Here is a 16,855-nt window from a genome sequence, read left to right on the forward strand (position 1 = left end):
CACCGCTCGACATCCGTCCGGGAGGACCGCCTGATGCCCGCTCGCCGACCCCTGAGGTTCCGCGCCCTGGCGGTCGCGGGGCTGCTGTTCATGGGCGTGCTGGCCGGTTACGCGAGCCCTCGGGAGACGCCCGGGACCGGCGGCGAGGCCCGGGGCGCGGGCGGCGGGATCTCCGGCGCGGAAGACGACAAGGCCCCCAGCGCGGACGACGGCAAGCCTCGGGCCTCGGGCGTGGGCGGCGGCAAGGCCCCGGGCGCCGGGCCGCCCTCCCGAGCGGATCTGGCCCTGACCGGCCCCGGCCGGCTCCCGGCGGAGCTGCCGGGCCTCGGCCCGCGGGCACGGGACCGGGTGCCCGGGGACGCGCACCAGGTGCTGGTGGTGACCGGCGAGGGCCGCCGCTCGTCCCGTGCCACCGCCGTGCTGTACGAGCGCACCGCGGCGGGCTGGCGGGCCGGACCCTCCTGGCCCGCCCACAACGCGCTGCGCGGCTGGACCGACCACCACCGCCTGGGCGACCTGCGCTCGCCGAGGGGCGTCTTCGGCCTCACCGACGCGGGCGGGCTGCGCCCCGACCCCGGCACGAGGCTGCCGTACGACCACTCGGCCGGCTTCATCGCCACCGGTGTCGACTTCGAGGGCGAGCCGCTGGCCGGGGCCTTCGACTATGTGGTGGCCATCAACTACAACCGCGTCGCCGGTACCTCACCGCTGGACTGGACCCGGCCACTGGGCGCAAAGAAGGGCGGCGGCATCTGGATCCATGTGGACCACGACGGCCCCACCCACGGCTGCGTCAGCCTCTCCGCGCCGCACATGAAGCGGCTGCTGCGGACCCTGGACCCGGCCCGGCACCCGGTCGTGGTGATGGGCGACGCGCGGTACCTGGCCCGCTGACGCGGCGGACGGCCGCTTACGGCCGGTAGACCTCGCCCGGCTTCGGCACGGCCGGGGCGAGCAGCTGCGGCACCGTCACGAAGGTGTACCCGCGCTTCTTCAGCTCGGCGATGATCCCGGGGACGGCGGGCACCGTGCCCGCGTAGATGTCGTGCAGCAGGATGATCCCGTCCTGGTCCGCCTGGTCGAGCACCCGCTTCTTGATCAGCTCGGAGTCGGTCGTCTTGTAGTCCTTGGCGGTGACGCTCCACAGGACCTGGGAGAGCCCGAGTTCCTTGCTGACCTTGGTGACCTCGTCGTCGACGCGGCCCTGCGGCGGGCGCATCAGGACGGGCTTGCGGCCGGTGATCTTCTCGATGGCGTCCTGGGTGCGGCCCAGCTCGTCGCGTATCTCGTCGGCGTCGAGATCCGTCAGCACCTGGTGCGTCCAGGTGTGGTTGGCCACCTCGTGCCCTTCGCGCGCGATGCGGCGTACGACGTCGGGGTACTTGAGGACGTGGTTCTTGCCGAGCAGGAAGAAGGTCGCGGGCACCTTCTCCTTCTTCAGGATGTCCAGCAGGTGCGGGGTGTCCTTGGCGGGCCCGGCGTCGAAGGTGAGGGCTATGCACTTGGCCTTGCGGCAGTCGACGGAGCCGAACTTGCCGTCCGCCCCGGAGTCCGCGTCCTCCCGGGCGCTCTTCGGTGAGGTGGTGTCCATCGACGAACAGCCCCCGAGCGCCAGCGTCAGTGCCGCGGCCGCCAGCACGGCGGCGGTGGCCTTCCGGCGGACCGCCGACTTCTTCCTCACCATGGACACAGCTCACTTTCGACGGAAGCGCCGGGCGAGCCGGGCGAACGGATGGACGGACAGATAGACGGGGGAAGCGGGGCCGCCGTTCATTCCCGGCCATGTGCGATGTGTCACGAATGAGTTGGATCGTGCGGGCCGGACGGGCCGGATGGGGCGTGCGGACCGGATCGGCCGTGCGGGTCGGTGCCCGGGCCGCGCGTGGCCCCGGGGCCGTGGACGTCGCCGAGCTCCCGGTCCACCGCGTACGGCGCCGACCGGTCCCCCCGCGCCACCCGGTGCACCGCGCGCAGCAGCCGCCGGGGCGTCGCCCGGTGCTGCCAGAGCACGGCCCGTACGCCGTACTCCACCACCACCATCAGCTCCGCCTCCCGCAGCTCCCCGGCCACCAGCACCACGGGCTGCGCCCCGCCGCGCACCAGCCGCCGCAACTCCGCCCCGGCCCTGGCGTCCAGCCGCTCGGCGAGCATGACGGCCACGGCCCCGAGCGGCTCGCCGCCGAACGGCCGCGGCCGGTCGATCAGTTCGACGGTGGGTTCCCTCTGGAGATGGCGTACGACCCCGGCCCGCGAGAGCGGGTCGGGGCCGTGGACCGTCACCGTGACGCGTCTTCCGGGCACGTGCGTTTCCTCGATTTCCCTGTGGTCGGCGGAGTACACAGGCTCGGTGAGGGGGCTAAACGTTCCCTTGCCGACGGGTCAACGCACAGAGCCACCCCGCAATGCGGGGTGGCTCAGGGCAGTGCGCGGCGGTGGCTCACACCGCGGCGGTCGCTCAGACCGCGGGCTCCTCCGTGCCGCCGAAGCGCTCGCGGTAGCCCTCCAGGTCCTCCTCGGTGATCTTCGCGAAGAGGACCGGCGGGACCGTGAAGGCCGTGCCCGCCGGAACCGAGGCCAGGGCCTTGGCCTCGTCCTGCGACACCCACGCCGCCGTGTCGTCGGTGAGCGCGAACGCCGACCGCATGGCCGCCGCCGACGCCGGGATGAACGGCTCGGAGACCACCGCGTACAGGTGGATCAGGTTCATCGCGGTACGCAGGGTCAGCGCCGCGCCGTCCTGGTCGGTCTTGATCTCCAGCCAGGGCGCCTTCTCCTCCAGGTAGGAGTTGCCCGCGCTCCACAGGGCGCGCAGCGCCGCGGCCGCCTTGCGGAACTGGAGCGCGTCCATGTGCTCCTCGTACTCCGCCAGCAGCCGCGCGATCTCCTCACCCAGCCGGGCCTCGGCCTCCCCGGCCTCCTTGCCCGCGGGCACCTCGTCGCCGAAGCGCTTGCGCGAGAAGGACAGCACGCGGTTGACGAAGTTGCCGAGGGTGTCGGCGAGGTCCTTGTTGACGGTCGCGGTGAAGTGCTCCCAGGTGAAGGAGGTGTCGTCGGACTCCGGGGCGTTGGCGATCAGGAAGTAGCGCCAGTAGTCGGCGGGCAGCAGCTCCAGCGCCGCGTCCGTGAACACACCGCGCTTCTGCGACGTGGAGAACTTGCCGCCGTAGTACGTCAGCCAGTTGAACGCCTTGACGTAGTCGACCTTCTTCCACTTGTCGCGGGTGCCGAGCAGCGTCGCCGGGAACATCACCGTGTGGAACGGGACGTTGTCCTTCGCCATGAACTCGGTGTAGCGGACGGTCTCGTCCGCGTCGTACCACCACGACTTCCAGTCCCGGTTCTCCGGGTCCTGGTCCGACCACTCCTTCGTCGCGCCGATGTACTCGATCGGGGCGTCGAACCACACGTAGAAGACCTTGCCCTCGGCCGCCAGCTCCGGCCAGGTGTCGCCCGGGACCGGCACGCCCCAGTCCAGGTCGCGGGTGATCGCGCGGTCCTGGAGGCCCTCGGTCAGCCACTTGCGGGCGATCGAGGACGCCAGCGTCGGCCAGTCCTTGCCGTGCTCGTCCACCCAGGCCTCGACCTCGTGGGCCAGCTTGGACTGGAGCAGGAACAGGTGCTTGGTCTCCCGGACCTCCAGGTCGCTGCTGCCGCTGATCGCCGAGCGCGGCTCGATCAGGTCGGTCGGGTCCAGCACGCGGGTGCAGTTCTCGCACTGGTCGCCGCGCGCCTTGTCGTAGCCGCAGTGCGGGCAGGTGCCCTCGATGTAGCGGTCGGGCAGGAAGCGGCCGTCGGCGTTGGAGTACACCTGGCGGATCGCCCGCTCCTCGATGAACCCGTTGGCCTTCAGCTCGCGCGCGACGGTCTGGGTGATCTCCACGTTCTGCGGGGAGGAGCTGCGGCCGAAGTAGTCGAAGGCCAGGGCGAAGCCGTCGTAGACCGCCTTCTGGGCGTCGTGCTGCTCGGCGCAGAAGGCGTCGACCGGGAGCCCGGCCTCCTTGGCGGCCAGCTCGGCCGGGGTGCCGTGCTCGTCGGTCGCGCAGATGTAGAGGACGTCGTGCCCGCGCTGGCGCATATAGCGGGCGTACACGTCGGCCGGGAGCATGGACCCCACCATGTTGCCCAGGTGCTTGATCCCGTTGATGTAGGGAAGGGCGCTGGTGATGAGGTGTCGAGCCATTACAGGCTGCTCCCATGTCGATGCGGTGAGTGACGTTGCTCGCTCTGCGGGCTTGCTCTGCGAGCCGCCCATATCGTATCCGAGCGGCGCGGGCCAGCGGCGACGCGTTTTACGGCGGCGGGGACGGGCGGCGCGCGTCGCGGCGGGGACGGGCGGTGCGCTTCACGACGGAAACGGACACCGCGCTTCGGGTGACGCGCGGCACGGCGGGAAACGGCGGAGGGGCGCCGCGGCTGTGCGCGGCGCCCCTCGCGTTCGTCGTCCGCGGCCGGTGCGGCCGCCGGGTGCGTCGGTCAGCCCCGGACGATCCCGGCGTCGCGGGCCTCCCGCAGCCACTCCGGGAACTCCGCCATCAGCTCCTGGTACAGCTCGGCGTCCGCCACCTCGCGCGGCTCCGACCCGGCGTGGAAGAAGCCCGCGTTGTCGATCACGCGCTTCTCCGGTACGGCCAGGTCGTCCAGCTTGCGCAGGAAGTCGAAGCCCTTGGCGTCCGGGGCGCCGAAGCCGACGAACTGCCAGAAGATCGGCAGGCCCGCCGCCTCGCACAGCGCCTTCTCGGCCGCGGGCTTGCTGGTGGGCGCGCCGTCGGTCTGGAAGATCACGAACGCGGGGGCCGAGGCGCCGGACTTCTTGTAGTGCTCGACCACGGCCTCGATCGCCCAGTGGTAGTTCGTACGGCCCATGTGCCCGAGGGAGGAGTGGAGTTCCTCGATGCGGCCGCTGTAGTTGGTGAGGTCGAGGTCGGCCGTGCCGTCGACATCGGTGGAGAAGAAGACGACCGGGACGGTGCCGTCGTCGTCGAGGTTCGCGGAGAGGGCGAGGGCCTGCTCGGCGAGGTGCTGGACGGTGCCGTCCTTGTAGTAGCGGCGCATCGATCCGGAGCGGTCGAGCACGAGGTAGACGGCCGCCCGCTGCCCGGCGAGCCCCTGCTTGCCGAGGGTGTCCGCGGCGGTCTTGTAGAGGCTGACGAGCGCGGGTGCGTGGGCCTCGACCTTCCGCAACGAGAGGGCGGCCGGGGCCGCCTCCGTCGACTCCGGCGCCGGTGCGGGCGCCGCCTCCGGCTCGGCTGCCGGTGCGGGTGTCGTCTCCGGCGCGATCGCCGGTGAGGATGTCGCCGCCGGTGCGGGGTCCGCCTCCGGCTCGGGCGCCGGGGTGGGTGCCGTCTCCGGGGTGGTCGCCGGGGTGGGTGTCGTCTCCGGCGTGGTCTCCGGTGCGGGGTCGGTCTCCGGTGTGGCTTCCGGTTCGGACGCGCCCTCAGGCTCGGCTGCCGGTGTGGGTGTCGTCTCCGGCGTCGGGTCCGCCTCCGGCTCGGGCGCCGGGGTGGGGGCGGGCTCGCCGACCGCTTCCGGCTCGGGGGCGGTCTCCGGGGCGGGCTGGGGCGCGGCGGTCGTTTCCGGCTCGGGCTCGGTGGTGACGTCACCGTCCGCCGCCGGGGACTGGGCGGCTTCGGGCTCAGCGGTGGCTCCCGGGGCGGCCTCGGGGGCCTCGGCGGCCTCGGCGGCCTCCGGCCGGGCTTCGGCGGGGACCTCGTCGGCGGCCTCGGGCTCCGCACCCGGCCGGGCCGGGGCGTCCTCGGCGGTGGCCGTTCCCGTATCCCTCGGCTCGGGGGCCGTGGCGGGCGCGTCCGTCCGGTCGGCGGCTTCCGGCTGGACCTCAGCGGCCTCGGCCGGCTTCGCTGTCGGCTCGCCGGGCTCCGGCCGGGCTTCGGGGCTCTCCGTCGGCGCGGGCTCCTCCGCCGCTTCGGCGGGCCGCGCCTCGGCGGCGTCCTTCGGCTCCGGTTCCCGCGCGGGCGGTACGGCCCCGGCAGTGGTCGTCGTGGCGGGCACCCGCTCCGGATGCTCCGACGAGCCGTTCGGCTCGGCCGGGGCCGGGGAATCCAGCAGCTCGTCCAGCGTCTTGAGCGGCTTGGTGAAGGCCGGGTCGTCCAGGGTGGGCTCGTCCGGCTCCGCGACCGGTTCGACGACGGGCTCGGCCACCGGTTCCGCGACCGGCTCGGCCACCGGTTCCGCGACCGGTTCGGCGACCGGCTCAGCGGTCGGCTCCTGACGTGCCACGTCGCCCGTCGGATCGCCCCCGTCCGCCCCCGCGTCGCCTGCCTTCGCCGCGGCCCCGTCCTCCGCGGACGGCGGCGTCGACTCCTCGTGCTCCGCCGACCGCGGGGCCGGCGTCCGCGGGGCCGGCGTCGGCTCCTCGCGCTCCGCCGCCGACGGCTCCGGCGCAACCTCCGTCTCCGACACGGTCGTTTCGTCCCGCTTCGATCGGGAGCGGCCGAAAACGTTGCGCAGCAGGTCCCGTATGCCCATGGGAGAACCTCTCACGTGTCTGTCGGTGGTGCGCGCGTGGCGCGCGTGCGGAAAGGCTAGCGGGCCCGCGGGCCGTCCTCCGCCGGGCTCCGGGCGGTTCCCCCGCTGCACCCACGCGAGCGGAAGTGCGCCGTCCGCTCGCCGCACACCGCTTTCGGTTTCCCGGCGTTCACTCCCGGTTCACGCGTCGGTCGCCGTCGCGCGGTTCTCCGCCCATACGTTCGGGCCGGATTGATTCCGACGTCATGTCGGCGCGGGGCGCGCCGGTACCACCCATACGGGACCCGGACGGGGCCCATCACGGGACATCTCTCGGAGGAGAAAACGTGCGCAAGCTCCTGCCGCTGCTCGGCTCGCACCAGGGCGGGCGTTCCGCCATGACCTGCCGCTTCCGCTGCGGCAACGCCTGCTTCCACGAGGCGCCGAACACCAGCGACAACGAGTACCTCGGCGACGTCATAGCCAGCGCGCTCTCGCGCCGGACCATGCTGCGCGCCGGTGCCGTCGTGACCGTGGGCGTCGCGGCCGGTGCGGCCGTGCTCGGGCAGGGTCCGCAGGCGGAGGCCGCCGTGCCGGCCGCGCTGGAGGGCGAGAGCGCCCGCGCCCGGCGCGCGGCGCGCGGCCTGCGGTTCACCCCGGTGGCGCCGAACACCACGGACGCCGTCGTCGTCCCCGAGGGCTACGGGCAGAACGTCGTCCTCCGCTGGGGCGAGCCGATCCTGCGCGGCGCGCCCGCCTTCGACCCGGACAACCAGTCGGCCAAGGCGCAGGCCGGGCAGTTCGGTTACAACAACGACTTCCTCTCGCTGCTCCCGCTCCGCCGCGAGCCGGGCCGCCAAGTGCTCGTGTCCAACCACGAGTACACCGACGAGGTCCTGATGTTCAGGGCTTACGACCCGGAGAACCCCACCCGCGAGCAGGTCGAGATCGCCTGGGCCGCGCACGGCCTGTCCGTGGTCGTGGTGCAGGACGAGGACGAGAGCGGCAAGCTGACCGCCGTCACCCGCCACCACCTCAACCGCCGGGTCACCGCGACGACCCCGTTCAAGATCACCGGTCCGGCGGCCGGCAGCGAGCTGCTGCGGACGTCGGCCGACCCGACCGGCACCAAGGTGCTGGGCACGCTCAACAACTGCTCCGGCGGTACGACCCCGTGGGGCACGACGCTGCACGGCGAGGAGAACGTCGACCAGTACTTCGGCAACGCCGACAAGGTCACCGACCCCACCCATGCCGCGCGGCTGAAGCGCTACGACATCAAGGGCGGGGCCAGCGAGCGCAAGTGGGAGCGGTTCGACAAGCGTTTCGACGTCTCCCAGGAGCCGCAGGAGCCGCACCGCTTCGGCTGGGTCGTCGAGCTCGACCCGTACGACCCGACCTCGACGCCCCGCAAGCGCACCCACCTCGGCCGGTTCAAGCACGAGGGCGCGCAGCCGCGGCTGACCGAGGACGGGCGCCCGGTGGTCTACTCCGGCGACGACTCGCGCTTCGAGTACTTCTACAAGTTCGTCTCCAGCAAGCGGATGATGCGCGGCACCGGCCGGGCCGCCCGCGAGCACAACCTCACCCTGCTGGACGAGGGCACGCTGTACGTCGCCAAGCTCACCGGTGACAGCCCGGCGACCGAGATCGACGGCGCGGGCACGCTCCCGAACGACGGCGAGTTCGACGGCAGCGGCGAGTGGATCCCGCTGGCCAGCGGGGACAAGTCCTTCGTCGAGGGCATGACCGCCGAGGAGGTCTACGTCTTCACGCGGATCGCCGCCGACAAGGTGGGCGCGACGAAGATGGACCGCCCCGAGGACATCGAGCCGAGCCCGCGCACCGGCCGGGTGTACCTGGCGCTGACCAACAACAAGGACCGCGGCGCGGCGGGCAAGGCGGGGGTCGACGAGGCCAACCCGCGCAACGCCAACAAGCACGGCCAGATCCTGGAGCTGGCCGAGCGCTGGAACGACCCGGCGTCGGACCGCTTCGCCTGGCGGCTGTTCCTGGTCGCCGGTGACCCGAAGGACCCGAACACCTACTTCGCCGGATTCCCGAAGGAGAGCGTCAGCCCCATCTCCTGCCCGGACAACGTCGCCTTCGACTCGCACGGCAACCTGTGGATCTCCACCGACGGCAACCAGCTCGGCAGCCACGACGGCCTCTTCGGCGTGGCGACCCGCGGTGAGCGGCGCGGCGAGGTGCGGCAGTTCCTGACCGTGCCGACCGGCGCCGAGACCTGCGGTCCGATCGTGCAAGACCGGCGGGTGCTGGTCGCCGTGCAGCACCCCGGCGAGGTCGACGGCGCCAGCGTCGAGAAGCCCGCCTCGCAGTGGCCCGACGGCCCCGGGAAGATCGTCCGGCCGGCCGTCGTCAGCGTGTGGCGGCGCGACGGCGGTGACATCGGCGTCTGACCTGATGTCCCGATAACGGCCCGAGGGGGGCTACGGGGGAAATAGGGGAATAGCGGGGGGAATAACGGAGGGTGTCCCAGCACGTCGATCTGTGGGGGTCGACGTGCTGGGGCGTTTCGGGCCCGGGCGGGCGCGCGGGATCACGCCCAATATGGCCCTGTTCATACGGCATTCATACGGCCTTTCGTGTGTTCGGCGCTATCAGCGGCAAGAACGGCGGCCGCTGCCCGGCCGGCCTTTCGCCCGGATTGCCGCCCGCTCTGACGCCTGCCGTGCCTTCCGTCCTCTCCGCTGCCTTCTCCAGTGCCTTGGGAACATCGGCGACGCATTGGGTCACGGCCGATTCCTCCGGTTTCGTGGCGTGCTTCTCCATGAGGATTCCGTCCACGGACACGGCGCATCCGACGGCGTGGGCCGGGGCGGTCTCGCCCACCCCGTTGACCGTGACGGCCAGGAGCTCGTCGGCGGTGGCCTTGACGGTCTTGGACCACCGGCCCTTGAGGCCCCGCACGGCGCGGTCCTTCGCCATTCCCTCCGCGTCCTCGGCGCCGGTGTCGTAATTCACGTCGAACACCTGCGATCCGGTCGCCTCGTAGGTGACGTGGTGAATGGCTTCCTGCTTCCGTTCGGCACCGTCGCCGCCGTCGGCGGAACAGCCGGTGAGAAGGATCGGCAGCACGGCGGCGGCGATGACCGCGGTACGTACGCGCATGGGAGTACGGGGTTTCCTGTTCGAGGGATCGGCTGACTGGCCTTCACCATCCTCGCAGCCCGTTGAACATTACGTTCCGGATATTGCGGATGTGCGGGTACGAGCCGGGGCTAAACTCAATGGCTCCATATTCCCGCAGAGTTGGAAGGTGAGAGGGAAAGCATGCCGACTCCCGCCCCACCCAACCCGGCGAGCGCGCGCGACAGCCTGTTGCAGAGTCCGCTCGCGCTGCTGGACACCACGATGGATCAGCTCCGTACGCTCATCGTCGTACACGAGACCGGCACGGCGCTGGGCGCCGCCCGGGTCCTGGGCCGCGAGCAGTCGAGTGTGCAGAAGCAGCTCGACACGATGAACCGCAACTTCCGCGAGCTGTGCGGCGAACCGCTCGTGCTCAAACAGGGGCGCGGCAAGGACGTGTTGTTCACCGGCACCGGGCAGTCGCTGGTCGAGTTGGCGCGGGGCACGCTCGGCGACTGGCTGGACGGGGTGCACGAGTCGCGCCGCCGGCTGGGCCGGACGCTGATGGTGGGCACCACGCGCTTCACGCTCGCCTATCTCGCCGACGCCGGGGAGCGGGTCGCCGAGGACTTCCGGCAGCGCGGCGTCGAGTTGAAGGTCGGACACGTACGGACCCGTGACGTCCTGGCCAAGCTGCGCGCCAAGGAGGTCGACCTGGTCTGCGGCAGCGTGGTGACCCGCCCGGGCGGCGACAACGAGCTGGACGCGTTCGATGTGATGGAGTGGCGGCGCAGCGGCGTCTCCCTGCTGACGAACCTGCCCCCGGGGCAGCTGCCGGGTCCCACCGTGGAGACCAGCGAACTGCGCTCCCTGCCCCTGGTGGTGTCCACCAGCGGCCTGATGTCGGGCGCCCTGCACACCTGGTTCGGGGCCGACTACCGCCACCGGCTCAACATCGCCGCCGAGATCGACACCATGAACTACGGCTTCGAGCTGCTGCGCTCCGGGCTGCTCCAGGGCTGCATGCTGGTGACGAAGGGCGTCGCGGACGCGGCGGGCGGTCATCCTCCCCCAGGCCTGACGCCTGGGAGGTACCCCCAGCTGCCGCCGCCCGGCGCGGGCGGCACGTCGGTGGCGGTGGACCCCCGGTTCGCGTACGGCAGCGGGCTGCGCTCGGTGGAACTGGTCAACGACACCGGGCCGAGGCTGGAGGTGCTGCTGGGCGCGTTCACCCGGCGTGGCGAGCGCGACCACTACGACAGCGCCCACCCGCTCAACATGCTGTGGGACGCGCTGGCGGCGGAGGGCGCCCGCTGGCGCCGCGAGCAGCGGTGGCCGACGGCGGGACTGGAGCCGGACCCGTTCGAGCTGGCCAACTCCTACGACCCGAGCGAGAGCTGACCCCTGGCCGCGGGCAGCCAGGACGGCCGCGGGCAGCGCCTCCGGCGCGCGGCTATGGCGCGGCGTACAGGTCGAGGTCGACCAGCAGCGCCCGGTGGTCGGTGTTCGCCAGGTCCAGGAACCGGGCGGTACGCGGCCGCAGCGTGTCGCTGACCAGCACATGGTCGATCTGGACGCCCAGCAGCGGGGCGGTCAGGCTCGGCCACGTCGGCGTACGCGACGCCCCGGTCACCCGCGCGCTGTCCCGCAGTCCCGTGTCCAGCACGGAGCGGAACGCCGCGTGGTCCTGGGTGGCGTTGAAGTCGCCCGCCACCATCGTGGCCTCGTCGCCGCGCCCGGCCGCGTAGGCGCGCAACCGGCCCAGCTCGGCGCGCCACAGGTCCACCCCGCCCGGCTCCGGCGGCATGGGGTGGGCGACCTGGACGTGGACGCGCTGGCCGCGGACCGTGGCCACCGAGCGCGGCATGGCGAGCGTGGCGTCGATCCCCTCCTCGTTCCGGAGGGGGTGGCGGCTGAGGATCGCCGAGCCCTCGGCCGGGGTGCCGGTGACGATGTTCCGGTACGGATAGCTCTCGCGTACGGCCGGGCTGTCGAGCGCCGTCGCGCACCGGACGTCGCACTCCTGCACCGACACCAGGTCCGGGCGCTCCCGGCGCAGCGTGCTCAGCAGGCCGTCCGTGGCCCCGCCGTACTCCAGGTTGGCGCTCAGCACGCGCAGCCGGGCCACCACCGGGCCGCTCGGCTCGGGCCCGGCCGGGCTGCCGTAGGGCTGGGTGAACCAGCCGGTGGCCGCGGCCGCCACCAGCGCCCAGACGCATCCGGCGGCCCACCGGGCGGCCACGGCCAGGAGCAGCCCGAGCAGCACGGGGACCAGGAGCCACGGCAGGAAGGCCAGGAGCTGCGGGACCGGGGTGATCCCGTCCGTGTCGGCCGCCCGGCAGCCCAGGACGACGCTGGCCGTGGCGAGCGGGGGTATGGCGCACCAGGCGGCGATCCGCCGCCCCCGCCCGCGCGGCGGCCGCAGGGCACGGGCGAGGCGGGTGACGCGGGCGAAGCGGGCCGGGGGCTCGGGCGGCGACTCGGTGCCCCGCCGCTCCGCGACGGACGGTTCCACGTTTCGGCCTCTCGGTCGGCGGCGGGCGCGGCGTACGGGTCGATTCTCCCTCTCAGACGCGCCGGGCCCGCTCCGGACCCCGAGGTGGACGGGGTCCGCACCAAGTAAGTTGAGTTTTATACGAGTTAGCCCTTCGTCGAGCCCGGCGGTGTGCCAGACTCTTGATCGTGACCGAACAGACCGTCGCGATCGAACGACTCATGGCGGTGGAGCAGGCGATCGAGGTGTTCGCCGACGGCGGGTTCGTGATCGTCTTCGGCGACGAGTCCCGGGAGAACCACGGCGATCTGATGCTCGCCGCCGAGTACACCCACGAGGACGCGCTGAGGCAGATGCTGGACCACACCTCCGGCGTCGTCTGCGTGGCCCTGCCCGACGAGCGCGCCGCCGGGCTGCGGCTGCCGCAGATGGTGGCGGACAACTCCGGACTGCACGAGACCGCGTTCACCGTCTCCGTGGACTTCAAGGCGGCCGCCACCACCGGCATCCCGGCCCGGGAGCGCGCCCGCACCATTCAGGCGCTCGCCGACCCCGCCACCGCGCCGGAGGACCTCGGCCGCCCCGGGCACGTCTTCCCCGTCCGCGCCGAGCCCGGCGGCGTACTCCAGCGCGACGGGCACACCGAGGCGGCCGTCGACCTGTCCCGGCTCGCGGGCCTGTCCGGCGTCACCGCCATGTGCGAGATCGTCACGCCGGACTGGGGCACGGCGCGCCACGACGACCTGAGCCGGCTGGCGGCCAGCCGCCTCCTCCCGTTGATCTCGGTGCGCGATCTGGCGGCGTACCGGCTGGCGCGGGCGCAAGATCGAGTGGCCGACCGGTAACCCCGGGTCTACGTTCGAAGGTGGCGTTCGGAAAGGGTGGGCGCCACCAGTGGTGGACGCCACCGTTCACCGACGATGACCACCGGGACCCAGCATGGCGACTCCCCGCCCGGTATCGGAGACGGGCACCGTCGAGGAAGCGACGCACCACGGCAAGGGCATCGCCCTCGCCGTCATCGCCTCCTGCCAGCTCATGGTCGTCCTGGACATCACGATCGTGAACATCGCCCTCCCGCAGATCCAAAGGGCGCTGGACTTCTCCACGACCAGCCTGTCCTGGGTGGTCAACGCCTACACCCTCACCTTCGGCGGACTGCTGCTGCTCGGCGGCCGGACCGGCGACATCCTGGGCCGCCGCCGGGTGTTCATCTTCGGAGTGCTGCTGTTCGTCCTCGCGTCGCTGCTCGGCGGGCTCGCGCAGAACTCCGCCCAACTGCTGGCCGCCCGCGCCCTGCAAGGCGCGGGCGGCGCCATCGCCTCCCCCACCTCGCTGGCACTGATCACCACGACCTTCGACGAGGGCCCGGAGCGCAACCGGGCCTTCGGGGTCTTCGCCGCCGTCTCGGCGGGCGGCGGTGCCATCGGGCTGCTGGCGGGCGGCATCCTCGTGGAGTGGCTCGACTGGCGCTGGATCTTCTTCGTGAACGTACCCATCGGCCTGCTGATCGCCCTCGCCACGCGCCGGGTCATCCGGGAGTCCGAGCGCCACGCGGGCCACTTCGACCTCGCCGGCGCCCTCACCTCCACGCTCGGCATGGTTTCCCTGGTCTACGGCTTCATCCGCGCCGCGCAGGACGGCTGGCGCGACGGCTGGACGCTGACCGCGTTCGGCGCGGCCGTCGCGCTGCTCGCGGCGTTCCTCGCCATCGAACGGCGCTCCACCCAGCCCATCACCCCGCTGCGGATGTTCGCCGACCGCAACCGGGCGGGCACGTACGGGATGATGCTGAGCCTGGCCGCAGCCATCTTCGGGATGTTCTTCTTCCTCACCCTCTTCGTCCAGAACGTCCTGGACTTCAGCCCGATCCAGGCGGGTCTGGCCTTCCTGCCGGTCAGCGCGCTCATCGTGGTGGGCGCGGGGATCGCCTCCCAGTTGCTGCCCCGGTTCGGGCCGAAGCCGTTCATGGTCGTGGGGTCGATCCTCTCGGCGACCGGGCTGGCCTGGCTGACGCTGACCGACGCCCACAGCACATACGCCGGGAGCATCCTGGGGCCGATGCTGGTCTTCAGCCTCGGGATGGGGCTGCAGTTCGTGTCGCTGACGCTGATGGCGGTCTCCGGGGTCGCGCCGCACGAGGCGGGCGCGGCGTCCGGCCTGCTCAACGCCACCCAGCAGGTGGGTGGTTCGCTGGGTCTCTCGATCCTGGTGACGGTCTTCTCCACGGCCAGCCGCAACAAGGCGGAGGAGCTGGTACCGGAGTTCATGGCGCGGGCGACCCCGCGCGAGAGACTGCTGTTCCAGCGCACCGGTCAGCTGCCCGGCCGGTGGGGGAACGAGGTGCTGACGGCGGGGGCGAGCTCCGCGTTCGTGGCGGCCGCGATCTTCACGGTGGTGGCGGCGCTGATCGCGCTCCTGGCGATCCAGGTGCGGCCGTCGGACCTGGAACGGCTGAAGGGTACGGGCCCGCCCGTCGGCTAGCAGCGCCCCACCGGCCCGTCGCCCACGTGGCCAACCCGTCCACGTGGTCAACTCGTCAACTCGTCCACGCGGTCAACCGCGGTGGCCGCCCCGACCGCGCAGCGCCAGCACCGTCTCCACCGTGTCCGCCTCCGCCGCCGTCTTGTCCTCCCGGTACCTCACGACCCGCGCGAACCGCAGCGTCACCCCCGCCGGGTACCGCGTGGACCGCTGCAACCCGTCGAACGCCACCTCCACCACCAGCTCGGGCCGCACCCGCACCACCCACCCGTCGTCGCTGACCGCGATCCGGCGCAGCGCCGCGGTCTGCCACTCCAGCGCGGCGTCCGTCAGCCCCTTGAACGTCTTGCCGAGCATCGCGAACGATCCGTCCTCGCGCCGCGCGCCCAGGTGCAGGTTGGACAGCTTCCCGGTACGGCGGCCGTGCCCCCACTCCGCGGCCAGCACCACCAGGTCCAAGGTGAGCACCGGCTTCACCTTCAGCCAGGACGCGCCGCGCCGCCCCGCGCTGTACGGGGCGTCCAGGGCCTTGACCACGACCCCCTCGTGACCGCGCTCCAGCACCTCCCGCTGGAACTCCCGTGCCGCGCGCCGGGTCGCCTCGTCGGCCGGGTCCGCCGCCACCAGCCGCCGTACCCGCCGGGGCTCGGGGGCCACCTGCGCCAGCTCGGCGTGCCGCTCCCGGGTCGACAGCGCCAGCAGATCCCGGCCGTCCACGCAGAGCAGGTCGAAGAAGACCGGGGACAGTGGCAGCGTCTCCCGCGCGCCCGCGACGTCGAGCCGGGAGCCGACCCGCCCGGCGATGTCCTGGAACGGCCGGGGCCGCCCCGCCGCGTCCAGGGCGATCACCTCGCCGTCCAGTACGGCCCGGTCCACCGCCAGCTCCAGCGCCGCCGCGACCACCTCCGGCAGCCGCGCGGTGATCTCGTCGAGGGTACGGGTGTAGATCCGCACGTCCGCGCCGTCGCGGTGCACCTGCACCCGGATGCCGTCCAGCTTCTCCTCGATCGCGCACGGGCCGAGCCGGTCCAGCGCCTCGTCCAGGTCCTTCGCGCTCTGCGCCAGCATCGGCAGCACCGGCCGCCCCACCTCCAGCCGGAACCGGTCCAGCGCCGCCGTACCCTCGGCGAGCAGCGCCCGCGCGACCGCGCCGAGCGACCCTCCCAGCATCACGGCGCGTCGTACGTCACCGGGGTCCGCGCCCGCCGCCGCGGCCAGCCCCTCGACGGCGAGCGCGTCCAGTGCGCCCTGCCGCAGTTCCCCGCCGATCAGCCGCAGCAGGAAGTGCTGCTCCCGCTCGGTGGCGGCGGACAGCAGCGCGTCGAGGTGCTCCTTGCGCCGCGCGGCCGCCCCCTTGCCCGCGACGGCCGCGATCCTCTCCAGCGCCGCGTCGACCTCCCGTACCTCCAGGCGCGGTTCCGCGGCGGGCGTGGGGGTACCTCCGGGACGAAGCCCGGGGGAGGGCCGGCGCAGCGCGCTCCAGCCCACGCCGGTACGGCGCTGCGGCAGCCTGCCCGCCAGATATGTGATCACCACCGGGGCCTCGTCGGGCGGCGTCCGGGAGAACAGCCGGGCGAGCGCGGCCACCTTCTCCGTACGGGCGGACGTGGCCGCGACCTCCTCGGAGGTCCGGGCGACGTCGGCCAGCAGCATGCCCTCATCGTCACCCGGCCCGGTCACCGCCGCAGCTCGCGGGCGGGGGGCGGACACGCCGTCGTCCGGGTGACGGTGTCGGCCGCCGCGCGGACGGGACGGTACTCCTACAGGTGGCGCACCTCGCAGTTGGTCCGCCCCTGGTACGACCTGTAAGGAGAGGCAAGATGGCGCAGGGCACCGTGAAGTGGTTCAACAGCGAGAAGGGCTACGGCTTCATCGCGGTCGACGGCGGTGGGCCGGACGTGTTCGTGCACTACAGCGCGATCTCGGCGACCGGCTACCGCAGTCTGGACGAGAACCAGCGGGTCGAGTTCGAGGTGGCGCAGGGCGAACGGGGCCCGCAGGCGGACCAGGTCCGGTCACTACACGCCTGAGCCCGCGCGCGCGTCCTGCCCGGGGCCGACCGCCGCCTGTCGCGGTCGGCCCTTCGCGCCGCGCACCTCCAGTCCGCCGAGGAGCTCGCGCGTCGCGGTGGCGACGGCGTCCACGGCCTCCTCGAACACGGCTCTGTTGTGGGCGGCCGGTGCGTGGAAGCCGGACACCTTGCGTACGTACTGCAGCGCGGCCGCCCTGATGTCCTCCTCGGAGACCTCGGGCATCGAGGGCGGCCGGAGCGTCTTGATACTTCGGCACATGGTTCCAGTGTCGCCGGTCAGTGGCGCCGGT

Annotated in this window: 14 protein-coding genes; 6 read left to right on the plus strand and 8 right to left on the minus strand. The window is 72.7% G+C overall.

Features of this window, described 5'->3' with window-relative positions:
• The first annotated feature begins 33 nt into the window (after window positions 1-33).
• Window positions 34-894 (plus strand): L,D-transpeptidase family protein, encoded by an 861-nt coding sequence (locus ACQUSR_RS16725; RefSeq protein WP_431043369.1) that lies wholly within the window; start codon window positions 34-36, stop codon window positions 892-894.
• Between the two features lie 16 nt (window positions 895-910).
• Here the strand turns inward: ACQUSR_RS16725 and ACQUSR_RS16730 are convergent, their stop codons facing one another.
• From ACQUSR_RS16730 to ACQUSR_RS16745, 4 genes are all read right to left on the minus strand, one after another.
• Window positions 911-1,684 carry a polysaccharide deacetylase family protein gene (locus ACQUSR_RS16730; protein WP_431043370.1) on the minus strand — a complete coding sequence of 258 codons (774 nt, stop codon included), beginning with the start codon at window positions 1,682-1,684 and terminating at the stop codon, window positions 911-913.
• Between the two features lie 110 nt (window positions 1,685-1,794).
• Window positions 1,795-2,301, minus strand: coding sequence for a DNA-binding response regulator (locus ACQUSR_RS16735; RefSeq protein ID WP_431043371.1), 507 nt, complete (start codon window positions 2,299-2,301; stop codon window positions 1,795-1,797).
• Window positions 2,302-2,455: 154 nt separating this feature from the next.
• A complete protein-coding gene (metG, locus tag ACQUSR_RS16740) occupies window positions 2,456-4,180 on the minus strand; it encodes a methionine--tRNA ligase (RefSeq protein WP_431043372.1) in 1,725 nt (574 codons plus the stop codon).
• 293 nt (window positions 4,181-4,473) lie between these two features.
• Complete coding sequence (locus ACQUSR_RS16745; protein ID WP_431043373.1) at window positions 4,474-6,483, minus strand: VWA domain-containing protein; 2,010 nt, start codon at window positions 6,481-6,483, stop codon at window positions 4,474-4,476.
• Window positions 6,484-6,809: 326 nt separating this feature from the next.
• Between ACQUSR_RS16745 and ACQUSR_RS16750 the strand changes: the two genes are divergently transcribed.
• Window positions 6,810-8,882: a PhoX family protein gene (locus ACQUSR_RS16750; protein ID WP_431043374.1), complete on the plus strand. Its 2,073-nt coding sequence runs from the start codon at window positions 6,810-6,812 to the stop codon at window positions 8,880-8,882.
• Between the two features lie 172 nt (window positions 8,883-9,054).
• On the opposite strand, the gene ACQUSR_RS16755 is transcribed toward ACQUSR_RS16750, so the two are convergent.
• Window positions 9,055-9,594, minus strand: coding sequence for a hypothetical protein (locus ACQUSR_RS16755; RefSeq protein WP_431043375.1), 540 nt, complete (start codon window positions 9,592-9,594; stop codon window positions 9,055-9,057).
• 243 nt (window positions 9,595-9,837) lie between these two features.
• On the opposite strand from ACQUSR_RS16755, the gene ACQUSR_RS16760 reads away from it, so the two are divergent.
• On the plus strand, window positions 9,838-10,956 hold the full coding sequence (locus tag ACQUSR_RS16760; RefSeq protein ID WP_431047635.1) for a LysR family transcriptional regulator: 1,119 nt from the start codon (window positions 9,838-9,840) through the stop codon (window positions 10,954-10,956).
• A gap of 52 nt (window positions 10,957-11,008) precedes the next feature.
• On the opposite strand, the gene ACQUSR_RS16765 is transcribed toward ACQUSR_RS16760, so the two are convergent.
• Entirely contained in the window at window positions 11,009-12,070 is a 1,062-nt protein-coding gene (locus ACQUSR_RS16765; RefSeq protein ID WP_431043376.1) for an endonuclease/exonuclease/phosphatase family protein, read from the minus strand.
• Window positions 12,071-12,237: 167 nt separating this feature from the next.
• Between ACQUSR_RS16765 and ribB the strand changes: the two genes are divergently transcribed.
• Both ribB and ACQUSR_RS16775 read left to right on the plus strand, forming a co-directional pair.
• The gene (gene ribB / locus ACQUSR_RS16770) at window positions 12,238-12,894 is read left to right on the plus strand and encodes a 3,4-dihydroxy-2-butanone-4-phosphate synthase (RefSeq protein ID WP_431043377.1); all 657 of its coding nucleotides are present in this window, start codon (window positions 12,238-12,240) and stop codon (window positions 12,892-12,894) included.
• Window positions 12,895-12,988: 94 nt separating this feature from the next.
• Window positions 12,989-14,533: an MFS transporter gene (locus ACQUSR_RS16775; protein WP_431043378.1), complete on the plus strand. Its 1,545-nt coding sequence runs from the start codon at window positions 12,989-12,991 to the stop codon at window positions 14,531-14,533.
• Between the two features lie 72 nt (window positions 14,534-14,605).
• Here the strand turns inward: ACQUSR_RS16775 and ACQUSR_RS16780 are convergent, their stop codons facing one another.
• A complete protein-coding gene (locus ACQUSR_RS16780; protein WP_431043379.1) occupies window positions 14,606-16,186 on the minus strand; it encodes an ATP-dependent DNA ligase in 1,581 nt (526 codons plus the stop codon).
• Between the two features lie 167 nt (window positions 16,187-16,353).
• Here ACQUSR_RS16780 and ACQUSR_RS16785 point away from each other — a divergent pair, with 167 nt between their 5' ends.
• On the plus strand, window positions 16,354-16,563 hold the full coding sequence (locus ACQUSR_RS16785) for a cold-shock protein (RefSeq protein ID WP_431043380.1): 210 nt from the start codon (window positions 16,354-16,356) through the stop codon (window positions 16,561-16,563).
• Here the strand turns inward: ACQUSR_RS16785 and ACQUSR_RS16790 are convergent.
• Window positions 16,552-16,824: a DUF2277 domain-containing protein gene (locus ACQUSR_RS16790; RefSeq protein WP_431043381.1), complete on the minus strand. Its 273-nt coding sequence runs from the start codon at window positions 16,822-16,824 to the stop codon at window positions 16,552-16,554. The genes ACQUSR_RS16785 and ACQUSR_RS16790 overlap by 12 nt on opposite strands.
• Window positions 16,825-16,855: the final 31 nt, after the last annotated feature.

Origin of the sequence: Streptomyces sp. P1-3 (assembly GCF_050613155.1) — a bacterium.
Lineage (GTDB): Bacteria > Actinomycetota > Actinomycetes > Streptomycetales > Streptomycetaceae > Streptomyces.

Coding starts and splice junctions, on each gene's coding strand:
- ACQUSR_RS16725 (WP_431043369.1), top strand. CDS start 34: ATGCCCGCTCGCCGACCCCTGAGGTTCCGCGCCCTGGCGGTCGCGGGG.
- ACQUSR_RS16775 (WP_431043378.1), top strand. CDS start 12,989: ATGGCGACTCCCCGCCCGGTATCGGAGACGGGCACCGTCGAGGAAGCG.
- ACQUSR_RS16745 (WP_431043373.1), bottom strand. CDS start 6,483: ATGGGCATACGGGACCTGCTGCGCAACGTTTTCGGCCGCTCCCGATCG.
- ACQUSR_RS16790 (WP_431043381.1), bottom strand. CDS start 16,824: ATGTGCCGAAGTATCAAGACGCTCCGGCCGCCCTCGATGCCCGAGGTC.
- ACQUSR_RS16785 (WP_431043380.1), top strand. CDS start 16,354: ATGGCGCAGGGCACCGTGAAGTGGTTCAACAGCGAGAAGGGCTACGGC.
- ACQUSR_RS16730 (WP_431043370.1), bottom strand. CDS start 1,684: ATGGTGAGGAAGAAGTCGGCGGTCCGCCGGAAGGCCACCGCCGCCGTG.
- ACQUSR_RS16760 (WP_431047635.1), top strand. CDS start 9,838: ATGGATCAGCTCCGTACGCTCATCGTCGTACACGAGACCGGCACGGCG.
- ACQUSR_RS16755 (WP_431043375.1), bottom strand. CDS start 9,594: ATGCGCGTACGTACCGCGGTCATCGCCGCCGCCGTGCTGCCGATCCTT.
- metG (WP_431043372.1), bottom strand. CDS start 4,180: ATGGCTCGACACCTCATCACCAGCGCCCTTCCCTACATCAACGGGATC.
- ACQUSR_RS16780 (WP_431043379.1), bottom strand. CDS start 16,186: ATGCTGCTGGCCGACGTCGCCCGGACCTCCGAGGAGGTCGCGGCCACG.